Annotated in this window: 21 protein-coding genes; 7 read left to right on the top strand and 14 right to left on the bottom strand. The window is 61.3% G+C overall.

What is annotated here, in order from left to right; all coding sequences use genetic code 11:
- Positions 1-73: 73 nt before the first annotated feature.
- The 3 genes from I6E73_RS04420 (at position 74) to I6E73_RS04410 (ending at position 4890) form a co-directional block, all read left to right on the top strand.
- Positions 74-2215, top strand: coding sequence for a nuclease-related domain-containing DEAD/DEAH box helicase (locus tag I6E73_RS04420; RefSeq protein ID WP_197123407.1), 2142 nt, complete (start codon positions 74-76; stop codon positions 2213-2215).
- Between the two features lie 91 nt (positions 2216-2306).
- Complete coding sequence (locus I6E73_RS04415) at positions 2307-3746, top strand: DUF4041 domain-containing protein (protein ID WP_231600549.1); 1440 nt, start codon at positions 2307-2309, stop codon at positions 3744-3746.
- Positions 3747-3882: 136 nt separating this feature from the next.
- Positions 3883-4890, top strand: coding sequence for a phosphodiesterase (locus I6E73_RS04410; protein ID WP_197123405.1), 1008 nt, complete (start codon positions 3883-3885; stop codon positions 4888-4890).
- A gap of 32 nt (positions 4891-4922) precedes the next feature.
- On the opposite strand, the gene I6E73_RS04405 is transcribed toward I6E73_RS04410, so the two are convergent.
- The gene (locus tag I6E73_RS04405) at positions 4923-6455 is read right to left on the bottom strand and encodes a stealth family protein (RefSeq protein ID WP_231600547.1); all 1533 of its coding nucleotides are present in this window, start codon (positions 6453-6455) and stop codon (positions 4923-4925) included.
- Between the two features lie 259 nt (positions 6456-6714).
- Here I6E73_RS04405 and I6E73_RS04400 point away from each other — a divergent pair, with 259 nt between their 5' ends.
- On the top strand, positions 6715-6918 hold the full coding sequence (locus I6E73_RS04400) for a PLDc N-terminal domain-containing protein (protein WP_197123403.1): 204 nt from the start codon (positions 6715-6717) through the stop codon (positions 6916-6918).
- On the opposite strand, the gene I6E73_RS04395 is transcribed toward I6E73_RS04400, so the two are convergent.
- Genes I6E73_RS04395 through I6E73_RS04385 form a run of 3 tightly spaced genes read right to left on the bottom strand, consistent with a single transcriptional unit; the run spans position 6915 to position 9493 of the window.
- Complete coding sequence (locus tag I6E73_RS04395; protein WP_197123401.1) at positions 6915-7487, bottom strand: cysteine hydrolase family protein; 573 nt, start codon at positions 7485-7487, stop codon at positions 6915-6917. The two genes, I6E73_RS04400 and I6E73_RS04395, sit on opposite strands and share 4 nt — an antisense overlap.
- A gap of 15 nt (positions 7488-7502) precedes the next feature.
- Entirely contained in the window at positions 7503-8576 is a 1074-nt protein-coding gene (locus I6E73_RS04390; protein ID WP_197123399.1) for a VIT1/CCC1 family protein, read from the bottom strand.
- Positions 8573-9493 carry an aldose 1-epimerase family protein gene (locus I6E73_RS04385; protein WP_307784220.1) on the bottom strand — a complete coding sequence of 307 codons (921 nt, stop codon included), beginning with the start codon at positions 9491-9493 and terminating at the stop codon, positions 8573-8575. The genes I6E73_RS04390 and I6E73_RS04385 overlap by 4 nt, the downstream gene beginning before the upstream one ends.
- A gap of 44 nt (positions 9494-9537) precedes the next feature.
- On the opposite strand from I6E73_RS04385, the gene I6E73_RS04380 reads away from it, so the two are divergent.
- Entirely contained in the window at positions 9538-10554 is a 1017-nt protein-coding gene (locus tag I6E73_RS04380) for a galactokinase family protein (protein WP_197123397.1), read from the top strand.
- 59 nt (positions 10555-10613) lie between these two features.
- Here I6E73_RS04380 and I6E73_RS04375 read toward each other — a convergent pair whose 3' ends face one another.
- The 8 genes from I6E73_RS04375 to I6E73_RS04340 all read right to left on the bottom strand — a co-directional run bounded on the left by I6E73_RS04375 (position 10614) and on the right by I6E73_RS04340 (position 17681).
- Positions 10614-10769 carry a hypothetical protein gene (locus tag I6E73_RS04375; RefSeq protein WP_197123395.1) on the bottom strand — a complete coding sequence of 52 codons (156 nt, stop codon included), beginning with the start codon at positions 10767-10769 and terminating at the stop codon, positions 10614-10616.
- A 2-nt stretch (positions 10770-10771) separates the two neighbouring features.
- Positions 10772-11647 (bottom strand): bifunctional methylenetetrahydrofolate dehydrogenase/methenyltetrahydrofolate cyclohydrolase, encoded by an 876-nt coding sequence (locus I6E73_RS04370; RefSeq protein WP_197123393.1) that lies wholly within the window; start codon positions 11645-11647, stop codon positions 10772-10774.
- 116 nt (positions 11648-11763) lie between these two features.
- Positions 11764-12675 (bottom strand): PfkB family carbohydrate kinase, encoded by a 912-nt coding sequence (locus tag I6E73_RS04365; RefSeq protein ID WP_197123391.1) that lies wholly within the window; start codon positions 12673-12675, stop codon positions 11764-11766.
- Positions 12672-13574, bottom strand: a complete 903-nt coding sequence (locus I6E73_RS04360; RefSeq protein WP_197123389.1) for a carbohydrate kinase family protein — start codon at positions 13572-13574, stop codon at positions 12672-12674. The genes I6E73_RS04365 and I6E73_RS04360 overlap by 4 nt, the downstream gene beginning before the upstream one ends.
- Complete coding sequence (locus I6E73_RS04355) at positions 13571-14467, bottom strand: carbohydrate ABC transporter permease (protein ID WP_197123387.1); 897 nt, start codon at positions 14465-14467, stop codon at positions 13571-13573. The genes I6E73_RS04360 and I6E73_RS04355 overlap by 4 nt, the downstream gene beginning before the upstream one ends.
- Positions 14467-15408: a carbohydrate ABC transporter permease gene (locus tag I6E73_RS04350; protein ID WP_197123385.1), complete on the bottom strand. Its 942-nt coding sequence runs from the start codon at positions 15406-15408 to the stop codon at positions 14467-14469. Before I6E73_RS04350 ends, I6E73_RS04355 begins: the two co-directional genes overlap by 1 nt.
- A gap of 22 nt (positions 15409-15430) precedes the next feature.
- Entirely contained in the window at positions 15431-16693 is a 1263-nt protein-coding gene (locus tag I6E73_RS04345) for an ABC transporter substrate-binding protein (RefSeq protein ID WP_307784219.1), read from the bottom strand.
- Positions 16694-16802: 109 nt separating this feature from the next.
- A complete protein-coding gene (locus I6E73_RS04340; protein ID WP_197123381.1) occupies positions 16803-17681 on the bottom strand; it encodes an SIS domain-containing protein in 879 nt (292 codons plus the stop codon).
- Between the two features lie 142 nt (positions 17682-17823).
- Between I6E73_RS04340 and I6E73_RS04335 the strand changes: the two genes are divergently transcribed.
- The gene (locus tag I6E73_RS04335; protein ID WP_197123379.1) at positions 17824-18891 is read left to right on the top strand and encodes an amidohydrolase family protein; all 1068 of its coding nucleotides are present in this window, start codon (positions 17824-17826) and stop codon (positions 18889-18891) included.
- A 100-nt stretch (positions 18892-18991) separates the two neighbouring features.
- Here the strand turns inward: I6E73_RS04335 and I6E73_RS04330 are convergent, their stop codons facing one another.
- Entirely contained in the window at positions 18992-19831 is an 840-nt protein-coding gene (locus I6E73_RS04330; protein ID WP_197123377.1) for a class II fructose-bisphosphate aldolase, read from the bottom strand.
- The gene (gene melA / locus I6E73_RS04325) at positions 19828-21144 is read right to left on the bottom strand and encodes an alpha-galactosidase (protein ID WP_197123375.1); all 1317 of its coding nucleotides are present in this window, start codon (positions 21142-21144) and stop codon (positions 19828-19830) included. The genes I6E73_RS04330 and melA overlap by 4 nt, the downstream gene beginning before the upstream one ends.
- A 101-nt stretch (positions 21145-21245) precedes the next feature.
- Here melA and I6E73_RS04320 point away from each other — a divergent pair, with 101 nt between their 5' ends.
- Positions 21246-22052 (top strand): DeoR/GlpR family DNA-binding transcription regulator, encoded by an 807-nt coding sequence (locus I6E73_RS04320; protein WP_197123373.1) that lies wholly within the window; start codon positions 21246-21248, stop codon positions 22050-22052.
- The last annotated feature ends 71 nt before the right edge of the window (positions 22053-22123 follow it).

The raw sequence follows: 22123 nt of genomic DNA, 5'->3' as shown, positions 1-22123 counted from the left end.
CGCACCCCACGTTGCGGGGCATCCATAGTTGAGAATTCCTGCCAGAATATGATCATCCGATAGGGGGATCAGGATGTCAGCGGGATCGTCTGCCGAACAGCAGGCGCAGCGGCTTGGTGCGCTTGCGTCGAGCTATGCCCAGGAAGCGGCACGCGCCGCGGATGAGGCTGGCCGCTACGCTGCGGCAGCTGTCGCCGAGCGTCAACTCGCTACAAGACTCTCGCCGCTCACGGCGCACGGTTATTACCTTCTCGCTGACCGCAAGTGGCCTGGTTCCCGCAGCGCACAGATCGATTTGGTTGTTGTTGGCCCGTCGGGCGTGTGGATTATCGACTCGAAGCACTGGAACGATTTCAGCGTTGCGGGTGGGGCAATGTTCCGAGAGCAAGCTGATGTCACCGACGAGGTGCTGCGATTGGCGGATGTAGCGAACTCTGCCGAATCCGCGCTGGCGGAAGTGGGGCTCGCTCCCGGCGAGGTACGTGTTGCTCTTGTCATGCACGGCCACAAAGGTCGCCTCGGAGAAGTCGGCCCTATCGAGGTCGTCGGCGAGGTCGATGTTCACAAGCATCTTGCGGCCCGCGGGCGAAGACTAACTCCCTCCCAGGTCGAGCGTGTGTTGCTGGCGGCAATGCAGTACTTCCCCGCCTATTCGGGACCGCAAATCGAACAAGCACATACGGTCGTGCCCGAGCCAACCTTGCATGAGCTGCCCAATCACGCGCTCAACGATGGCGAGCTCCTCAGCGAGGCCGAAGTGATGGAAGCGCTCGGTGCCGCAGAACTTGCTGCCCCTGTCGAAGACTGGATGACGTTCCTCCACCCAACGCAAGCGAACTTGGTGCGCCGAAGCTTCAACGGCCCTTCCCGCATCCGGGGAAGCGCCGGCACCGGAAAGACTGTCGTGGGCCTGCATCGCGCAGCCTACCTCGCACGCATGCATCCGCATGGCCGCATCCTCTTCACCACGTTCGTCAAAACGCTGCCCGCAGTGATGAGCAACCTACTGGCACGATTGGCGCCAGAAGCTGCTGAGCGTGTCGACTTCGTCGGTGTGAACTCTTTTGCCTCACGAGCTCTCTCTGAGCGCGGGATCCGACTCAAGATTGACTCCCGCCGTTCGGGCGTGCTCCTCAAAAAAGCGTGGTTCGGCCTCGATGAACCTGCTCGCGCACGCCTGATGGCGAGAGCACCCATCGCCGGTTTCGAGTACTGGAAAGAGGAGGTCGACTCAGTCATCAAGGGGCGGGGTCTTGTCTCATTCGAACAGTACGCAGACTGCTCGCGACCGGGGCGGATGATCCCGCTCAACGTTGAGGACCGCCGCGCAGTCTGGGCACTCTTCGAGAGTTACGAACGGCTCATGCGGGCTGAGGGCATCCATGATTTCAAGGATCAAATCCTTTTGGCAGAGAAAGCCCTTCGCGAGCGCCCGCTAACCGGCTATGCCGCCGTGGTTGTCGACGAAGCTCAAGACCTCTCGCTCTCCATGGTGCGGATGCTGCATTCGCTTGTCGGGGATGGCCCCGACGGTTTCACGCTCATCGGAGACGGCCAGCAGAGCATCTATCCGGGCGGCTACGTTCTCAGCGAAGCCGGGATCTCGCTCGCGGGGCGAGGTGTCGTTCTCGACCGCAACTACCGCAACACCATAGAGATTCAAGAGTTCGCCTCTACCTTCATTGCCGACAATGAGTTTGCCGACATCGATGATGCGCCCTCCGTCGCCCCTGGTCGCAGCCGGGCTCGTAACGCTGACGAAACCGCCACCGCTGGTAGCGAGCTGCACCGCAACTCAGTAAACGCAACCGGTCGGCACGGATCAGCACCAGTCTCGGCGACCTTCACTTCCACCGACGAACATGACGCTGCGATGGTTGCCCACATTCGGGATGCCGTCGGTGTGGGCGAGTGCGCCATCGGTGACATTGCAATCCTGTGCGATACGAACCGGCAGGTAGATACCGCCCGACGGCTGCTTACCGCAGCAGGGTTGAAGTCTATGAGTCTCATGGATTACGTCGGTATCTCCACAGACGCAGTGAAAGTTGGCACGATCAACCGGGCAAAGGGGCTCGAGTTCAAACTCGTGATGCTGCCCTGGACTCCGAAGGTTCCGAAGACTGCCGATGACGAACGAGTGGCCCGAGATCTGCGCGAACGTTATGTCGCCACCACCCGGGCTCGCGACGCCCTCTGGGTTGGGTTCTGCTGAGTATGCGTCGAAGGGTCAGGCTGATTGAAACGCGTGCCTCAGAATCACCCACTTGGTGCGGAGATCTGCTCAGTTATGCGAACATAAGCGCATGACAGTTCCTGCAGGTTGGTATCCCGCTCACGATGGCTCTGTACGGATGCAATGGTGGGACGGCACAGCGTGGCGTGATGAATTCGCAGAGCCTCAAGGCGCGGATCTAAAGAGATTTCAAACCGCGGCAGCTGCACCTCGCGTGGAGACCGCCCCAGCACTGCATCAGGCGGAACAAGTCCAACAGACCAGCGAAACCAAAATCAATGTCTTCAATGCCCTAAAAACGGCCAAAAAGCTTCAAGATGAAAACCAACGCCTCTCGAAACTGGTCGCCGACCACGGCTTGCTTGAGGTGGCGGAAATTGATGCGCTCAAAGTAGCAATCCAGAACAAAATATTCGGGGCCGAAGAGCGGCTTCGTGGCGTTGAGGTCGAGCTTCTGGCACGCGAGAACGAAGTTGCTGCGGCCAAAGCACTAGTTCTCGATGTTCGCGCGGCACACGACCTTCAAGAGCTTGGTCTCTTTGACTTTGAGCACCCGGCAGAGAATTCGGTTTCTCTCAACACCGAGCTTGTGGCCCTCCGCAGCGAGATCAAAAGTATGGTGCAGCAACGTACCGCTGTAACCGCGACAACTAGTTTTACTTTCAACAATTCCGCGAGCAAAGGCAAGAAGTTCGTCAAGGACATGTCGAGCATCCTCCTACGGGCGTACAACGCAGAGTCTGAGAACGCGATCAAAACCGTGCGCGCGGGAAACTTGAAAGTAGCCCAAGAGCGGCTTTCCAAGGTGAAAGAACAGATCGCGCGTCAGGGGACGATGATCGACCTTCGTGTCTCAGAGCTGTTTCACTCTCTCCGGTTGAAAGAACTCGAACTCGCTTCGCGCCATTTGCAAGCTCTTCAAGCAGAGAAGGAAGCCGAACGGAGCCGTCGCGCTGAACTCGCGGAGCAGCGTAAGGCCGAGGCCGAACTGAAGCGTGAGCAGGAAAGACTCGACAAACAGAAGTCTCATTACCTCACGACAATTGCAGCTCTCGAAAGCAAGGGCGATCTTGAAGGGGTGGAAAGAATGCGAGCGCTACTCGCAGACGTCGAGAAAGCTATCGAAGACGTCGACTATCGAGCAGCCAATATACGGGCAGGGTACGTCTACGTAATTTCCAACGTCGGGGCGTTTGGTGAACACATGGTCAAAATCGGAATGACGCGCCGCTTAGAACCGATGGACCGGGTCAATGAACTCGGCGACGCATCCGTTCCATTCAAGTTCGACGTTCACGCGCTTTTCTTCGCGAACGACGCAATTGATATCGAGGCGATGCTACATCGAGAGTTCGCCGAGCAGCGCGTGAACAAAGTGAATTTGCGCCGGGAGTTTTTCAGAGTCAAACCCTCAGCCGTACTCGACGTTCTCAAAGAACACAATGTAGAGGTTCTAGAGTTTAAAGAGACTGCTGATGCCCCTGAGTTCCGGATGAGCTCCAGAGACTAACATTCCGCCGCAAGCGGATGTATGCCCCCAAACCGGGCCACAAACCGCGGCGCGACCCGCCTAAACCCTTGTACCGCGCTGCAACTTGCCGCAGTATGTTCACCTCGCATCCATGTTGAAGTGTTGGACTACCTCTATGACCGGCTACGCGTCGCAGTATCCACGGCCCGACCATTTCGTTTTGCATCTGAGTGACACTCACTTCTTGGCAAACGGGGGGAAGCTCTACGACTCCCTCGACAGCGAGGTCAAACTACGGCAATTGTTTGCCGAACTCGAGGCATCCAACTCCCGTCCGGAAGCAATTGTCTTCACCGGCGACATCGCCGACAAGGGCGACCCGGTGGCCTACCGCGCTATTCGCGAAATCGTCGAACCTGCAGCAGAACGCCTCGGCGCTCGTGTGGTGTGGGTCATGGGCAACCACGACAACCGTTCTGCGTTCAACTCACACCTGCTCGATGAGGCCGCCTCTGAAGACCCGATCGACCGAGTCATCGACATCAATGGGCTTCGCGTCATCTCGCTTGATTCCACCGTTCTCGACCACCACTACGGCCATGTGACGGATGCCCAGCTGCTGTGGTTGCAGAATGTGCTTGCCACCCCGGCACCCCACGGCACCATTCTCGCCATGCACCACCCGCCGGTACCCGCCGTGCTTGACCTTGCGGTGACCGTCGAATTACGTGGCCAGAAAGAACTGGCCGCTGTGATTCGCGGCAGCGACATCCGCAGCATCATCGCAGGCCACCTGCACTACTCCACGGCGGCAACCTTCGCCGGCATCCCCGTGTCTGTTGCCTCGGCAACCTGTTACACGCAAGACCTCAACGTGGCCGTTGGCGGCAGCCGTGGCCGCGATGGCGCCCAGTCGTTCAACCTGGTGCACGTGTATGACGACACCGTCTTGCACTCGGTCGTTCCGCTCGGCGACTACGGCAGTCTCGCCTATGTGACGCCAGAAGAGACCGCTGCGATTCTGGTCAAGGAGGGCATCACGATCGCCCCCGCAGTGAACCCGCACGTGACGGCCAGCAGCCCCGCCGACAGCACCGCTGACGCAGCGCCCAGCAACGTCGCCGATGACGCTCAGGGTGACGTCGCCACACACCCGGTCTCAGCAATCACCATCGCAGCGTAGAACACTACGCTGCGACCGCTAGCGGCTAGCCGCTACTCAGGCTCTGGCAACTCCCACGGCGCTGCAACCGGGTAGTACTCATCAAGGAATGAGCCGACTGCGGCTGCACGATCCTCGACCGAAATCTCCGGGAAGCTGCCGTCATTGAGACAGAAGAAGTCGCTCGTGCGCTTGCGCAGCAGCGAGCGCATCTTGCGCAACCCCTCAAGCGACGTCGTATCGACGTACTTGACTTTGGCATCCGCCTGAATCATTGCCTTGCCGCTCAGCAGTGCGTAGTAGTGGTACAGCGAGTTCGTGACAGACACATCGGTGGCCTGACGGAAGGCGCTCGCACTCGTGCGCTTGAAGTCTTCTGGAAAGGTCTGCTCGAGCTCTTTCATCACCGAAACGCGCAGCGGGGTCGCCGCGTGCTCCAGGTGACGAGTGATCGTCGCGCCGAACTTCTCTTGAAGTAGTCGACGGTTCACCCGCGCCGCGTTCTCGAAGCCGGAGCGCTCAATGCTGCTCTCGCCCAAACCGATGCGGGTGCGTGCCTCGATGAACTTCGAGATGCCGCCAGGGGTGAAGAACGCCGAGGGGCTTACCGAGCGACCGAAGAACATGTCGTCGTTGGAATACAAGAAATGTTCGCTGAGGCCCGGGATGTTGTGCAGCTGGCTCTCGACCGCATGCGAGTTGTGCGTTGGCAGGTCGTCGTGGTTCGCGAAGAAGTCTTCGCTGCGCATCAACGTGACCCGCGGATGCTCGGCCAACCAAGCCGGTCGCGGAGAGTCGGTTGCGATGTAGATGTTGCGGATCCACGGCGCGAACAAGTGCACGGAACGAAGCGCGTACTTGAGCTCATCCAACTGCCGGTAGCGCGCCTCAGAGTCGTCGCCCTCGCCCACAATGAAGTTCGCCATGCGGGCAGCTCTCGCCTTTTGCCACTCGACCGCGGCACCATCAACCCACGAGAACACAATGTCGATGTCGAACTGGATGTCGCTGGCCAGTGGCTCGAACATGCCCTTCAGCGTCGGCCACGACTGCCCATAGAACTCAACGGTGTCGTCGATGGCTTCACTGCGCGGAACCCAGCGGCGCATGAGGGCGTTCGGGTTCGGCGCGACAACCTCGTTGCGCACGTGCTCCCACAGCTCAAGGCGCACACCGAATGGCGCATCGAAACGCAGGCGACCCGCGGGCTCAACGCGAGGCCGAAACAGCATCATCGCTTTTGCCTTGATCGACGAGACCAGCACACCATCGGCGACCAACACGGGGCTATCGCGCTCATCCGAAGCAACAGGCTTGCCGTTCTCCTTGATGCGCGCCGGCTTCACATAGAAGGGCTCGTTCTGGCAGGCCGTGACCAAAGCGTTCTTCAGCGCCTTGCGATCCTTCCAATCGACGGCAACAACCGGGGTCTCCCCGTCGCCGCGCACGAGCAGAAACGGGATCTCAGCGTCATCAAGAATGCCGCGAATAAACAGCAGGTCATCTCGCACCGCTTCGCGCGGTGTCAGAGTGTCATTGCTGAGCGCGAGGAGTCCATCGTGCAGTACAACATCGTCGCGGTTCATTACCGCAGGAGAAGAAACATGGTCAATCATGGGGGCCCCGTCGTTATAGCGTGAGTGAGCTGCCAAGCGACCGAAAATCGGTGTGCCTTTAGCTTCTCTGAGAGTAGCCTGACCCGCTGAGAATCCGTCGGATTGCGCCCGGCGACGCCGAACTACATGCCGCCAACCCTACGCTCACCACTGCCTTGATTAATGAGCGATGCTCGCTACAGTTGACGTACCCGCTCCACGCGGTCGAACAGCCTATCGGGAGGCTTTCATGTCTGAAGTTATCTTGTGGAACGTGATCGGTATTATGGCGATCGTCGCCTATGTGGCCCTGATCGCCGTAGCGTTGCTGCAGATTTACCGCTCCACCATGCCCACGAATACCAAACTCCTGTGGCTCATCGTGATTCTGGTCGCACCATTCCTCGGGCCACTGATCTGGTTCGCGATTGGTCGAAATAGCACCCTGCTCTAGATCACGACTCCACTGAATCCCGCGTTTCCTCCCACGAGGTCGCGGGTCAACACCACCTGAGCGAATTCGTCATGCAGGTTCACTCCGGTAATGCGCGAGAGCTCATCGGCGGTGACTTCTTCGCCAAACGGCCCCTCGCGATCGAACGTGTGGGTGGCATCCAGCACAAAAGTAACGTCGTAGCCGAGATTGCCACCGACCCGCGCGGTCGTTTCGCAGCAGTGATTGGTGGTGATGCCACACACCACAATCGAATCGATTACGGATGCTTTCAGCCACTCGTCGAGGTCGGGGCTGCCATGAAAACTCGAGTTCACGCTCTTGGTGACGAGCAGATCGGGGGTGCCCGAGAGCAACTCCTTGAAGGCATTGCCTGGCGAGCTTGGATGCAGCGGCGACGTGTCGTCGTTGGAATCGTGCCGCACATACACAATGGGCCAGCCTTCGCGGCGCCAGTGCCCGATCAGCACCCCGATATTGGATTCGCAGTCGGCATTATTGCGCGGCCCCCAGTAGACGACATCATCAAACCCTTGCTGTACATCGACAACGATGAGTGCTGCAGCCATTGCGACCTCCGGGTTTTAGCCGAGACTTACCCCGAATAGTAGCCCTAGAAGATACGTTGCGGTAGCGGCTCCGTAGCCAATCGCGAGTTGGCGCAGGGCCCGCTTGAGGGGCGAGGCTCCGGAAAGCAGGCCGACGATGGAGCCGGTGACGAGCAGCGCGATACCGACCAGCAGCGACGCGATCACGACGGCGGCGAACCCTTCTGCCCCGAACAAATACGGCAGTACTGGAATAACCGCGCCTGACGCAAAGAAGCAGAAGCTGGATGCCGCAGCTCCCAGCGCCGAACCGATCGGGTTGTGTTCTGGTGTTGCGGTCGCGGCTTCCGTCGTGCGCCCCGCGAGTACTTCGGCGGCGTGCAGCTCGGCCTCCTGAGCGGACATTCCGCGCGCCCGGTAGACGAGGGCGAGTTCGTTTTCGTCGACGTCGAGGTGGGTGACGGAGTCGGTGGCGACGGGTCCGTGCGCTGCGGCTTGTTCGAGTTCGAGTTGCGATCGCACCGAAACGTATTCGCCGGCAGCCATCGAGAGTGCACCGGCAAGAAGACCGGCGACTCCGGAGAGCAGCACGACAGCGTTGGGAAGGCCGGCAGCACTCATGCCGAGCACGAGGGCGAGGTTGGAGACGAGCCCGTCGTTTGCTCCGAACACGGCGGCGCGGAACGTTCCCGAGAGCCGTTGGCGCCCACGGGTAGCGAGAGCGCGAACCACTTCCTCATGCACGGCTTCGTCGGCGGCCATCGTATCGGTCGCGTCGGCGTCATCCAGATAAGGCGACCGTGATTCGGCACGCTGGGCAAGGGCGAGCACAAAGACAGAGCCGAAGCGGCGGGCCAAGAAGCCGAGCATCCGGGTGCGCGGATCGGTGGGGAGCGGTCGACCGGCGTGCTCCCCCAGCAAGACCAGCCAGTGGTTTTCGTGTCGTTTTTCGGCGGCGGCGAGCGCCAAAAGGATCTCGCGCTCTTCGCCGGTGCGACGGGATGCCAGATCCCGATAGACGGCAGCTTCGGCGCGTTCGGCGGCCAGATACCGGCGCCACCGGCGCACATCGCGGGCTCGGGGTGCTGAACTCACGTCGGGCTGGGTCATGCGGAGAACTCGACTCCCCACGTCGCCGAGAACGGGGAACCGGGCTCGAGCCACAGCAGTCCGCGGCCGGTGTTGAAAGCGTTAGGCGCCGCCGTCATGGGCTCGATTGCGACGACCTGGCCGATGCCTACGAGGGTCGGGAAGTTGCGGGGAGTGAAGAGCTGAACGAAGTCGAACTTCTCGTCGACCGTCACGCGCACTTCGCGGCCATCGGGAGCGGTGAGTCGAGCCGCGACTCCATCGACGACTTCGACGCCAGCGAACGCCATATCGAGATCAAGTTCACCGACGGGGCGGCCAACGCTGAGGTCAAAGTCCGTTCCGGGCACGGCTACCTCTGCCGTCGGGATGAGGCGCTCATTCGACTCGAAGCGAGTGGCGGCGGTCATCGTGAGAGTCAGCTCCGCGATGGGAGTGTCACCGATCTTGAAGAAGGGGTGCGTTCCGAGCGCGTACGGCGCTGCGGCATCCGACAGGTTGGTGGCGGTGTGGCTGACGCGCAGTCCGCCCTCGACGAGTTCGTAGCGCACCGTGGTGTGCACGTGGAAGGGATAGCCGTGCTGCGGGAAGATCGTGGCGCCGAGAGTGACCGAACCCTCTGTGCGCTCAATGAGTGAATACCCCGTGTTGCGCAGCAGTCCGTGGATGGAGTTGTTACGGTCGCGCTCGGTGATGTCGAGATCCTGTGGCTCACCGTCGAGCATCCACGTGCCATCTTCGATGCGGTTCGGCCACGGCACCAACACGATGCCATCCGCGAAGGGAGGCATCGCAGTCTCGGCGTAGGACTCCACAAGATCGACACCACCGATGCTGAACTCACGCAACGATGCGGCAAGTTCAGTGATGGTCGCTCGCGCTTCGCCCTGCTCAGTGGCGCGAGTGATGATGTACTGGGTTCCTGTAGGCGTGCTCACCGCAACAGCCTACCGGCGCAGACGCAACAACGAAGGAAGCACTCATGTCAGATATTCGCGATGACGTTCTCAACGACTTCGAGGCCGTGTTCGGTCGTCCCGCCGCTGGCGTCTGGTCGGCGCCGGGTCGCCTCACCCTGCTCGGCACCCCCGATAGCCCTGACACGGATGCCGAACTCGCCATCGCGATCAACCGCCGCACCGTGCTCGCCGCCGGCCCCAGCCCTGACCGCACCGTGCGCATCGCGAGTGCCCTCGTTGACGAAATGGTCACGGTGGAACTCGACGAGCTAGCGACGACCGCGGTAGAAGGCTGGAGCCGCAGTGCGCTGGCTATTGTGCAGGAAGTGATGGCGTCATCCGCTGATTCGAGCGCCCTGAGTGGTGTCGACGTGTTCATCGACACCACCATTCCTGTGGGTGCGGGCATGGGGTCGTCGTCGGCGCTGGAGGCCGCGCTTGCGCTCGCGCTCACCGATTTGTGGAGTCTGGGCGAACACATCGCTCACCTGCCCGAGCACCCCGACGTTGCCGCGAGCGTCTTTGCGCTCGACGACCACGCCCTCGTACGGCTCGAAGGTGAAACCCGCCCCGAGCCACTCCCCCTCGACTGGAAAACCGCGGGGCTCGAGCTGCTGGTGATCGACACCGATGCGCCCACCGCCGACGAACTCGACACAGTGGTCGCGGACGACGAAGTGCGTCGCACCCTCCACACCATCACTGAAAACCAGCGGGTCCGCGACGCGGCTCTCGCCATCCGTGACGAGACGCCTCGCCTGCTGGGCGCCCTGCTCGATGCGTCGCAGGCGAGCCTGCGCGACGACTACGGAATCTCCACCACCGAGGTCGACCTCGCCGTGGAAACTGCTCTGGCATCCGGAGCACTTGGCGCGCGGATGCTCGGCCGCCCGTTTAGCGGAGTCGCCGTCGCCCTTGTCGACACCGACACCGCATCGCGAGTGCGCGTTGCTCTCGATGGCGCGTTCGCCGAGCATGCCCTGGGCCAGCCGACCGTCACCGAGGTACTGCCCTCACTCGGAGCGCTGCGCGACCGCTAGCGGGAACCGCGGAGCTACTCTTCGCTAGGCGCTCTGTGCCAGCGGCTATTCGCTAGGCCCTATTCGCTCACGATTTTGAGCACGAGCGCGACAGCGAATCCGATCGCCACGATAGTGCCGGTCCAGACCCAGACCTGAGCCCACGGAAAGCGACGCTTGCGCGGGGTGCGCTTGGCGGCGCCACCCTCGGTCGGCGCCGACCTCTTCGCTGCCACCGTCAGAGCCGTTCGGCCGCGTCGACGACGTTCTTCACGAGCATCGCGCGAGTCATCGGGCCAACGCCACCGGGCATGGGCGAGAGGTAGCCGGCGACTTCCGCAACGCCAGGGTCAACATCTCCGACGAGGCGGCCTTTGCCGGTTTCTTCGTCGATCACGCGGGTGATTCCGACGTCGAGAACGGCTGCTCCGGGCTTGATCCACTCGGGGCGAATAAGGCCAGCAGAGCCGACGGCGGCAACCACGATGTCCGCCTGGCGAACGTGAGTCTCCAGCCGGGTCGTGCGGGAATGGGTGAGAGTGACGGTGGCATCCAGTCCCTTGCGGGTGAGGAGCAGGCCAATGGGGCGACCGACAGTGAGGCCGCGACCGACAACGACAACATGCTTACCCGCGATGGGAACGTCGTAGCGCTCGAGCATTTCGACGATTCCGGCCGGGGTGCAGGGCAGCGGCGAATCGAGCTTCGTGCCCACGCCAAGCACGAGACGACCCAGGTTGGTGGGGTGCAGCCCATCCGCATCTTTGGCAGGGTCCATAAGTTCGAGCATCGCGTTCTCATCGAGACCGGCGGGCAGCGGCAGCTGAATGATGTAACCGGTGACGGCAGGGTTTTCGTTCAACGCCACAATGGCATCCCGAACTTCGTCAGCGGATGCCGTGGCCGGCAGATCGACGCGAATAGATTCGATGCCCACTTCGGCACAGTCGCGGTGCTTGCCTGCGACATAGGAACGGCTTCCGGGGTCGTCGCCCACGAGAAGGGTGCCGAGGCCCGGAGTGATGCCGCGAGCCTTGAGCGCGTCAACGCGAATGCGCAGTTCATTCTTCACTGCGGTTGCTGTAGCAACACCATCAAGCTTTACTGCGGTCATCGTCTTCCGTTCGAATCGGGCCCATACGCTGATCGGCCACCTACAACTGCCGACTCCATTAAACGCTAAACGGGCGACCGTCGTGTTCACCGCTTTGGATCACCCCCGACGAAGCGTCAGGCGGAGTTGATTACGACGCGTTCGGCCAAATGTGCTGCCAGAGCCGGATCAAAGGTGGCGGCACCCGCAACCGCGGCATTAGCGGATGCTGCCCCGGACGCGATGGCAAGGGCGGCAGCCAGCGAGCCACCTCTAGAGAGAGTGGCGAGTATGCCGGCGAGGTAGCTGTCGCCGCTACCGACCGGGTAACGCCCGGCGGGGGCATCCAGTCGTGCACTCCACGTGCCCGTGCCATCGATTCCCACTGAGCCGGCCACGCCGTCGGTCACGATAACGGTGCCGCCCGTGATCGTGCGAAGTTGCGCGGCGAGAGTGGCAGCGCTGGCGTCGGCGCCGAGCAGTTCGGCGGCTTCGTGCCGGTTGACTTTGACGAGCGCCGGCTTAAGCTCTGAGGCAAGAAGCCCCAGCACGGGGCCGTGCGTGTCGATCGCGATGGAATCGCCCTGGGCCGCCCGCGCTGCGAGAGCACCGATAAGCAGCTGCGTGTCAACCGCGGCGGGGATGCTGCCCGAGAGCGCCGTCCACCCTCCAGCCGGCTCGGCGGCGAGCGCGGCACACAGTTGTGACTGTTCGGTGGCGCTGAGGTCAGGCGCCGGTTCGTAAAACTCTGTGAGCCCCAACCCGTCGATGGCGGTCACGCAGCTGCGGGTCTGCTCCCTGACGGGAACGGTGGTCACGGTCACCCCCTCGGCGGCGGCAAGTTCAGAAACAAGCGCACCGATGTGACCGCCCGACGGCATCACTACGGATGCACTCACCCCCAGGCGGTGAGCAGCCCGCGCGAGGTTCAGACCTTTACCCCCGGGGGAACGCAGCACGGTGTGAGGCCGGTGAATCTCTCCGACGCCCACCTCATTGACGAGGTACGTGACGTCGAGGGAAGGGCTCAGCAGTAGAACCGTGATCACGTCAGGTGCTCTCGCAGTTGAGCTAGAGTCGCCTGCGCACCGGTGCCGCCAGAGGCGCGCGTCGACAGCGAGCCTGCCACCGCCGCCCAGCGAACGCGGGTTTGTTCGTCGGCGACTCCGTGGGCGACCGCAGCGAGGTAGCCAGCATCGAAACTGTCGCCGGCGCCCGTGGTGTCCACGACATCGAGGTGGATGCCCGGAGCCCGCACCGTCGTACCGTCCGGTGATCTCGACCATCCGCCCGCTGCGCCATCCTTCACCACGACGCGACATTCGATCTCCCCCACCGCGGCAGTGATGGCATCGAGTTCAGCCCGATTGGGCAGCAGCACATCGATCAGCGGAAGCACTTCACCCAGTCCTGCCCACTCGTCGGCCGGGTCCCAATTGGTGTCGAGGCTGGTACGAATACCCTGCACTTTGAGCTCCGCCAACAACGCCGGGAGCCCCGCGGTGAACTCCGGCATCAAGAAGGGCGAAGCAAAGTGCACCCAGTGGGCCTGAGAAGACTCCACAGCAGCGAGCACGTGAGCGCTCGTGAGCAGTGGCACCGTTCCCGGCAGAGTAAGAATCGCACGGTCATCCGCTGTCGAAAGGATCACCGAGATGCCGGTCGGAACCTGTGGGTCAACGTGCAACGCAGAGACATCGACCCCGGCGGAAGCCAATGAGTCGCGCATGATCCCGCCGAATTCATCGTCACCGATCACTGCGACAACAGACGTGGGAACCCCCAGCTGAGCGAGGCCAGACGCCATGATGCACGCGCTGCCGCCGAGCACGAGGTTAGCGTGCTCCAGAAGCTGCTCGACCTGCCCGAATCGGGGAACAACATCGCCGCGCACGACAAGATCAACATTCGCGTCGCCGACAACGAGCACCGGGTATTGAGCGGTCATCCGCGTAGTCCTGTCATGGTCATGGTTTGAATGAACTGTTTCTGAGCAAACAGGAAGAACAGGATGAGGGGCATCGTGGCGACCACATTCGCTGCCATGAGAAGACTCCACTGCGTGCGTCGCGTTCCCTGGAAATTGGCGATACCCAACTGCAGGGTAAACGCGTTGTCGTTATTAATCGCGATGAGGGGCCAGACCAAGTCGTTCCATGATCCCAGCAGTGTGAAAATCGCGAGCGTCGCGAGCGCCGGCTTGGCCAGAGGGAGAATGATGCGAATGAAAATCTGCCATCGAGACGCTCCATCAATTCGACCTGCTTCCTCAAGCTCGCGTGGAAGCGACATGAAGAATTGGCGCATCAAAAACACCCCGAACGCGGTAGCAAGCCAGGGCACGATTGCGGCTCCGAGCCCATCGACGAGACCTAACCGTGAGAACAGCACGTAGGTCGGGATCATGAGCAGCTGGGTGGGGATCATGATGGTGCCCAGAATGGCGAAGATTCCGAAGTTCCTGCCCCGAAATGTCAGGCGCGCGAAGCCGTAGCCTGCCAACGAACAAAATACGAGGTGGGAAGCGATCGCCGTCGCCGACACGATGGTGCTGTTGAGCAGCCAAAGCATGATGTCGGTGTTCTGAAAGAGCGCGATGAACCCGGTGAAGTCGATCCGGGAAGGAATGAATGGCGGCGGATAACTCACCAACTCTTTGGCGGGAGAAACTGATGCCATAAACATCTGCACGAATGGCAAGAGAAAGAGCAGGGCAATAGGAGCGAGCACAAAGTGCCATCCGCTCATTCGGCGCCGACGTGGAGTTCGAGCGCGAGCAACCGGGGCGACCGTGGTCTGCACAGCTTCATCGACGGTGGGTCGCGAATCAAGGGCGGTCATCAGAATGCGTCCTGTCCTCGGCGACGCGAATACAACACGACACCGATGGTGATAACGAGAGTGAGAGCGAAGAGGGCGTACGCCACTGCTGAGCCGTAGCCGAATTCGAGCCGGCGGAACGCTTGTTCCCAGAGGTAGTAAACGATCGTCTTGGTGGCGTCGAGTGGCCCGCCTCGCGTCGTCGTGTAGACAAGGTCAAAGAGCTGGATAGCTCCAATAGTTTGCCAGATCGTCACAAAAATGGTGACCGGGCGAAGCGACGGCCACACGACACTCCAGAACGACTGCCACGGGTTAGCTCCGTCGAGCCGAGAGGCTTCAAGAAGCTCGGGAGACACGTCTTGCAACGCGGCGAGATAGATCACCGTGGTGAAGGCCGCTTGCCCCCACAACGACATCAGCGCGATCACGAACATGGCCTGCGTCTGGTCCTCGAGCCATCCTTGGGCGGGAAGCCCGAGAACACGCAGCACATTGTTGACCAAACCGAATTGGGGGTTGAACAGGTAGGTCGAGAGAATTCCGGTCGCCGCTGCTGAGGCGACGAAGGGCACGAAAATTGCTGTGCGGTACAAACCGATGAAGCGGATCTTGCGGTTAAGCGCCACTGCGAGAAAGAGGCCTGCCAGCACCGACATCGGCACAAAGAGTGCCGTGTAGATACCGGTGTGCATTACCGCTGAAGCGAAGTCGTCATCCGTAATGAGCGCGGAGTAGTTGTCGAGACCAACGAACTCAGGTTCGCTGAAGCCATTCCATTCCTGCAGCGAGAGGATAAACGACCAGACGGCGGGAAAGAACGATAGTCCCAGCACCAGAATTGACGCTGGTGCGACGAAAAGCCAACCACTCAGGTCGTCACGAAAACGACGACGAGACCGCTGCGCGCGCTGCACACCTGGGGATCGGAGGGGCGGCTTCAGCAACGGTCTCGTTGTCATGATTTCCTTCTATTCCGACTGGCTACTGGAGTGAATCGTTGGCGTCGGCTGCTGCTTCTTCGAGAGCAGTCTTCGGCTCGCCCTTACCTTGAAGCACTTCGGAAATGGCGTTGCCGATTGATTCCGACAGGCCGACGTAGCCCTCAACTGTGGGGCGGGCTTGGAGAGCGTTGTCGTTGTTCGCGGCCATAACGTCAAGTCCGGGGTAAGCCTCAACCTGTTCGGCGAATGCCGCAGAGTCGATCTCCGAGGAGCGAATCGGGAGGTTGCCCAGAGCGACATTCCACCGTTCATCCTGTTCCGCTGACGTGAGCCAGTTCGTGAACTCGAAGGTCCAGTACTCACGATTCTTGTCATCGTGGTCAAACAAAGCCCAGATGTCTGGGCCGGACACGGTCTGGTGATCGCCGTCTGTTCCCGGAAGCTGCACTACCCCGTAGTCGGTGGCTGCGACCGTGAGGTCGTACAACTGCCACGGACCAGAGGTCATCATTCCGATGCGGTCGCTCGCAAAGAGCTGCGCGAACTTAGTATCGGTTTGGTCAAGGTAGATGCTCTTGTCGTCGATCGCCATGTCGCGCAAGAGCGTGAGAGCACGAACTCCCGCGTCGGAATCGAAAGCGGCCAGACCGTCATCACCAAGGATCTCTCCACCCTCCTGCCACAGGTGTGGCCAGAACTGCCACGTGGTCTCTTCTGAACCAGACACCGAATAGGCGTAGCCGTAGGTGTCAGTCGCAGCATCCGTAAGCTTCGCAGCAGCATCGCGGAAGTCGTCCCACGACCAATCGTCCGTCGGGTAGGCGACGCCAGCGGCATCGAAGACGGTCTCGTTATAGATGAGAGAGAGGTTATCGACGATCGCCGGGAACCCGATCGTTTTGTCCCCAGTCGGTTGCGTCGTTTGACGCGCTGACTCGGAGAACTCCTCCCACTTGACAGCAGGATCCGCCACTTGTTCCGTAATGTCGAGCGTGCGGCCGGAGCTTTCGAGCTGACTCGCCCAGGCTCCGAAAGAATAGGAAATATCGGGGTAACTGTTCCCAGCGAAACCGGCGGAGAGCTTCTGCAGCAGCTCCTCAGTTGAGGACGAGCCCGGCGACACATCGATCGTCACGTTGGGGTGGTCCTCTTCAAATTCAGCGGCGAGGGCTTCCAAAGTCTTCTGCGCGTCATCCGTCTGCCCCGTCCACCACGTGAGCGTGACATCCGCTTCGGGGTCGAGGGTCGTAGCGCCTTGACTCGCGCTACACCCCGCAAGCACCAGAGCGGCAGTTGCAGTCACGGCAATACTTGCTAAGCGCCGCGATGCTGAAGAAGAGGGTTTTCTCATTGTTTACTCCTGGATCAATTGTGCGGGTGGGGCTGGGGGGGGTCTGCGGTGGTGAGGCTATTTAGCTCAGAATGATCGAGCGGGTGAGGTGCCTCGGCTTGTCGGGGTTGAGATCACGCGCTTCGGCCAGCTCTACGGCAAGGCGCTGCGCCTGCACGAGCTCGACGAGAGGGTCGTGGGAGCCGAGGAGAACAGTTGCCCCCGTCGCGCGGATCTGCTCAGCGAGCGCCTCGTCGGCCGCGCCAAACATCCAGACGAGCGAACCTACGTGGGCGACGGCCAACGGACCGTGACGGTAATCGAGAAGAGGGTATGACTCCGACCACGCCTGTGCCGCTTCGCGAATTTTGAGCGCTGCTTCTTGCGCGAGTCCGTAGCTCCAGTCGGTGCCGAGATAAACGAAGTGGTCGAAGTCACCAGCGTTGACGGGCAGCGGCTCGGCGAGCGCTGCGTCAAGTTGGTCGCTCAACCCGTCGACGCTGAGACCGAACGCAGCACGCGCCAGAAACAAGAAGGTAGTCGGGAATCGTGTCTGCACGACCGATTCTTCGTCCGCGTAGTCGAGCAAGAGAACGTCGTTGGCGAGCAGCGCTGCCGGTGAGTCGGCGACGCCCGTGATCACGACGGTGCGCACGCCCTCGGGCACTGTGCTCAGAGCGTCGATGACTTCGCTGGTCGTTCCGGAGCGCGTGATGGCGATGACACGGTCGTACTCTCGCCAGACCCGCAGTTCGGAGGCGTAGTTGGCGTCGGTTTCGCCGAGCGCCGCGCTCTCACGCAGCCATGCGAATGATTCAGCGACGAACGCCGATGTGCCACAACCGATGACGAGCACTCGCTCTCCGGGCGCGGCCAATAATTCGCGGGCAATCTCGACCTGTTCGAGAGCCGTGCGCCACATCGACGGCTGGGTAGTGATTTCGGTCGCAGTGATCGACATTCGATTTCTCCGTTTACTTTTACTTGCTATGGGATTCCCCTAGGTCGCAAGGTGTGGTGCAATAGTGGCCTCAAAGTGATCGTTTGACAAGAAAACTGCCCAACATGATCACTTTCATTGATCGTTTTCCAGAGGAGCACCCATGTCTGACCAAATTCGGGATGAACTTCGCCACCTTCCCCTAGCCGCGTGGCACCCTCAATCTCAGCTATCAGCCTCCGTCAGCGCGGTCGATCAGGCAGCCGTGCCCGCCATCGACGTGCACAACCATCTGGGTCGTTGGCTGAGTAATGGCGAGTGGATGATCCCGGATGTCGCCGCTCTGGTCTCTCTCATGGACAGCACCAATGTGCAGACCATCGTGAACCTCGACGGGCTCTGGGGCGATGAGGTTAGCGCCAACGTGGAGCGGTATGACAACGCCTACCCGGGCCGCTTTCTCACGTTCTGCCAACTCGAATGGGCTCTGCTTGCAGAGCTCGACGGAGTCGATCAATTACGCGCTTCCCTCAACGACAGTGCGCGACGCGGTGCTCGTGGGCTCAAGATCTGGAAAGACCTGGGGCTCACCATTCGTGACGCTGACGGGAGCCTCATCCTGCCCGACGACCCCCGAGTGCTCGACATTGTTGCGCACGCCGGCGAGCTGGGACTGCCGGTGCTCATTCACACCGCGGACCCCCGAGCCTTCTTCGAGCCACTCGACGCCCACAACGAGCGACTCGACGAATTGCTCGAAGCCGAAGAGTGGTGGTTCGGAGATACCGCTGTGCACCCGACCTTTGATCGGTTGCTCGACGCCCATGCCACGCTAGTGAGTGGCTGCCCCAGCACGACCTTCATCGGCGCTCACGCCGGCTGCGCCGCCGAAGATCTCGATCGCGTCGAACGCCTGCTGGATGCGTGTTCGAACTACACGATCGATATTGGCGGACGCATGGCAGAACTTGGGAGACAGCCGCGGCGCTTCGCCGCATTGCTCGCCCGCCACCCCGATCGCGTTTTGTTCGGCACCGACATCTACGCGATCACAGTCGAGCAGTATCGGTTGCACTTCCGCTTTCTTGAGACAGCGGACGAGGCCTTCGAGTACGCGCCGGGCGATCCGGTGCCGCCCCAGGGGCGATGGACAGTGTCGGCGCTTGCGCTCGGCAGGGACACCCTTCAGTCGGTGTACCGCGACAACGCACGCCGCGTGCTCGGCCTCTGAGCTAGCCGGCATAGCTCGGCCGGTAACGCCAGAGCGGGTGGCAGGGGCTCGCGCTCGGGCACGATCCCTGCCGCCCAGTCTCGTTTCGTGCTGGTCAGTTTCAGACGACAGAGCACAAGTGCGCAACGAGGTCAGTCACTTGAGCGCTGCCCAGCGCGGTAAATTTTCGGGGATCGACAGCATCCGGCATTCGAGCAAGCTCCGCGCGCAACGCGGCAGTAGCCGTGAGGTTGAGCGCCGTTCCGATATTAACCTTGCGGATGCCCGCCTCGACTGCTCGCCGCAGCTCGTCATCCGCCACCCCCGATGACCCGTGAAGCACCAGAGGCACCGGAAGCAACTCGGCGATCGTGCGGATGAGGTCGATGTCGAGCGCTGCCGTACGCTCCGTCATAGCGTGGGAACTACCCACTGCGACCGCGAGACCGTCGACGTTGGTCGCGGCAACGAACTTCCGCGCCTCGACGGCGTCAGTGCGCACGCCCGGCGCGTGGGCGCCATCCTTGCCGCCAATCTCACCGAGCTCCGCCTCGACCCACCAGCCCAAAGCATGGGCGTGATCCACGACGGATGCCGTGAACGCGACGTTCGCTGAATACTCAAGTTTCGAGGCATCTACCATGAGAGAACGCACCCCCAAGCCAGAACCAACCTCGAGCGCATGTTCGATGAGTTCAGCGCTCTCGAAATGGTCGAGATGAATGCCGATCGGCACTAGCGACGCTTCGGCAATCTCGCGACAGGCGGCGAGCAACGGCTCCATCTGCCGGTGATAGTGCACCGCATTCTCGCTGATCTGGAGCAGTACGCCAATGCCTGCATTCTCAGCGCCCGCAACGATGGCCTCGGCCTGTTCGAGGGTGATGACGTTGAACGCCGGCACGGCGAGGTTACCCTCGACGGCCGACGCGACGAGTTCGCCGGCAGAAGACAGAGTCATGGCAAAATCAGCTCCGTCTGCCCGCCGAGTGACACCGGCAGAACGGCCGCGTGCGCTTCGGTCATCTCGTCACAGAGCGCCCAAATTTGCTCCGGGGTGAGCGTCGAAATCGCGTTCGGGTCGGCGAGCAGCGCTTGGCGAACACGATCAGAATCGCCCGTGAGAGCCGCTTCAATGGTGAGCTCGGCGACCGAGAGGTAGCTGCGGTTAAGCGCTGCCCCCTGGGTCGGAATCGCTCCGACAACGTGCGGTGTAATCCCTGAGCGATCAACCGTTGCCGGCACCTCGACGATCGCACCCTCGGGGAGGTTGGAGATCAATCCACGGTTGACCACATTGACATGCACGATTCGTTCGGTGCCGGTCAGGATCGAATGGATGATTTGGGGTGCGTATTCAGCGGCCCCCTCTTCGAGTTCCAGTTCTTCACCCGCGGCGAGCGCCTCTTGAGCTCGTGCAAAGTCAGCGACGTTCTCTTCGCTGATACCGAGGTACTCAAGCGGCTGGAGCCGGAACCGGGCAATTTGTTCGTCGGAGCGCAAGAACCACGAGAGGTACTCGGAGGAGTGCTCGCTCGTTTCCGTGGGGTAATAACCGATGCGGCGGAACATCTCCACGCGCACTCGATCAAGCAGTTCTGGGTCAGCCTCAATCGCGGCGCGCAGGCGCGGGTACAGGTCTTCACCATCGAGGGACCACTCGTAGAGCCACGCTTGGTGGTTTACCCCAGCAGCCCGGTAGTGAGTGTCGTCAAGTTTCACGCCGATGAGGTCGCACAGGTCGCTTACTGTCCAGTAGACGCTGTGGCAGATTCCGGCAACCTTGAGGTCGGGGGCAACGACACTCAGCCACCACACGTTCATCGCCATCGGGTTTGTGTAGTTCAGGAACCACGCATCCGGGCAGAGTTCGAGCATGTCCGCAGCGATGGCGGAGAGCAGCGGGAAGGTACGCAGGGCGCGGAAGACACCACCGACACCGGTGGTGTCACCGATCGTTTGACGAAGTCCGTGCTTGGCCGGAATTTCGAGATCGGTGCGGGTCGAGTCGATGCCACCGACCTGCACCATATTGATCACGAAGTCTGCCCCGGCGAGCGCCTCGCGCCGATCGAGGGTAGAAACCACGGTGACCGCACGGTCGAGTTGGGTCGAAAGTTTCGTCGCCGTTTCAGCCGCAACGCGCAGGCGCTCGGCGTCGATATCGTGCAGCACGAGCGTGAGCTGAGGAAGGTCGTCGAAGCGCAAGAGGTCCGCAATGAGCTGGCGGGAGAACACGACGCTTCCCGCACCGATAAAGACAATGTGGGTCATGGGTCGATCTTTACGTACACTGAGTGATTCGCGCAAGATAATGAGCGCAATAGCCGCAAAACGATCATTTTGGGTGAGCGAATTTGACCAAAGGATGGATAATGGGTGGCATGGTCATCGACAACACGAAGCGTCACGCCGCCTCCACTAAACGCTCGACGCGCATGATCGCCATCCTCGATCTTCTCTCAGAGCGTGGGTCAGTATCGCTGAGTGAGTTCGCAGAGACACTCTCGATCTCACCGGCCACTGTGCGGCGCGACCTTGCAGAGCTCGAATACCAACAGCTTTTGGTGCGCACTCATGGCGGTGCCACCGTCATCGAGGCCCGGCACGAGCTGCCGGTCACTTTTCGTGATTCCCAATCGCAGGATGCCAAGAAAGCAATCGCCGCTCGCATGGCGACTTTGGTTCCCTCGGGGCGGCATGCGGTCGCGCTCAGCGGCGGTTCGACGACGGCCTACGTCGCACGAGCGCTCTCCACCCACCCCGAGCTCACGATCGTGACCAACTCGCTCACCATCGCCGGGCTCGTCACGTCGTATCCCCAGCTCAAAGTTGTGATGACCGGCGGGCTACTACGCCCCCAATCCCTCGAACTCGTCGGGGTTCTTGCCGAGAATACTTTCAATGCCATCAACGTCGGCACTGCCATCTTGGGCAGCGACGGCATCTCGGTAGAGGGCGGCGTTACCACTCACGACGAGACCGAAGCGCGCACGAATAACGCCATGGTGACTCATGCCCAGCGCACCGTGGTCGTGGCCGACGGATCGAAGATCGGTCGGCTGGCGCTCGCGCGCGTCACCGAGATCTCGAGCGTGCACACCCTCATTACGGATGCCACGGCCGACCCTGAGGAATTGGACCGCATGCGGGCCGCCGGTGTCGAAGTACACATCGTTTAACGCCAAAGACCCCGCCGCCGCAATGACAAGGTGACGAGGTCTTTGGCTTCAGGCTGTTTCAGCCCAGTTCT

This window comes from Salinibacterium sp. SWN248 (assembly GCF_015864575.1).
Lineage (GTDB): Bacteria > Actinomycetota > Actinomycetes > Actinomycetales > Microbacteriaceae > Rhodoglobus.
This window is presented reverse-complemented; position numbering and strand designations above follow the sequence as displayed.

Coding starts and splice junctions, on each gene's coding strand:
- I6E73_RS04370 (WP_197123393.1), bottom strand. CDS start 11,647: ATGACCGCAGTAAAGCTTGATGGTGTTGCTACAGCAACCGCAGTGAAG.
- I6E73_RS04335 (WP_197123379.1), top strand. CDS start 17,824: ATGTCTGACCAAATTCGGGATGAACTTCGCCACCTTCCCCTAGCCGCG.
- melA (WP_197123375.1), bottom strand. CDS start 21,144: ATGACCCACATTGTCTTTATCGGTGCGGGAAGCGTCGTGTTCTCCCGC.
- I6E73_RS04410 (WP_197123405.1), top strand. CDS start 3,883: ATGACCGGCTACGCGTCGCAGTATCCACGGCCCGACCATTTCGTTTTG.
- I6E73_RS04405 (WP_231600547.1), bottom strand. CDS start 6,455: ATGAACCGCGACGATGTTGTACTGCACGATGGACTCCTCGCGCTCAGC.
- I6E73_RS04330 (WP_197123377.1), bottom strand. CDS start 19,831: ATGACTCTGTCTTCTGCCGGCGAACTCGTCGCGTCGGCCGTCGAGGGT.
- I6E73_RS04415 (WP_231600549.1), top strand. CDS start 2,307: ATGACAGTTCCTGCAGGTTGGTATCCCGCTCACGATGGCTCTGTACGG.
- I6E73_RS04380 (WP_197123397.1), top strand. CDS start 9,538: ATGTCAGATATTCGCGATGACGTTCTCAACGACTTCGAGGCCGTGTTC.
- I6E73_RS04400 (WP_197123403.1), top strand. CDS start 6,715: ATGTCTGAAGTTATCTTGTGGAACGTGATCGGTATTATGGCGATCGTC.
- I6E73_RS04395 (WP_197123401.1), bottom strand. CDS start 7,487: ATGGCTGCAGCACTCATCGTTGTCGATGTACAGCAAGGGTTTGATGAT.
- I6E73_RS04390 (WP_197123399.1), bottom strand. CDS start 8,576: ATGACCCAGCCCGACGTGAGTTCAGCACCCCGAGCCCGCGATGTGCGC.
- I6E73_RS04355 (WP_197123387.1), bottom strand. CDS start 14,467: ATGACCGCCCTTGATTCGCGACCCACCGTCGATGAAGCTGTGCAGACC.
- I6E73_RS04350 (WP_197123385.1), bottom strand. CDS start 15,408: ATGACAACGAGACCGTTGCTGAAGCCGCCCCTCCGATCCCCAGGTGTG.
- I6E73_RS04360 (WP_197123389.1), bottom strand. CDS start 13,574: ATGACCGCTCAATACCCGGTGCTCGTTGTCGGCGACGCGAATGTTGAT.
- I6E73_RS04340 (WP_197123381.1), bottom strand. CDS start 17,681: ATGTCGATCACTGCGACCGAAATCACTACCCAGCCGTCGATGTGGCGC.
- I6E73_RS04420 (WP_197123407.1), top strand. CDS start 74: ATGTCAGCGGGATCGTCTGCCGAACAGCAGGCGCAGCGGCTTGGTGCG.
- I6E73_RS04320 (WP_197123373.1), top strand. CDS start 21,246: ATGGGTGGCATGGTCATCGACAACACGAAGCGTCACGCCGCCTCCACT.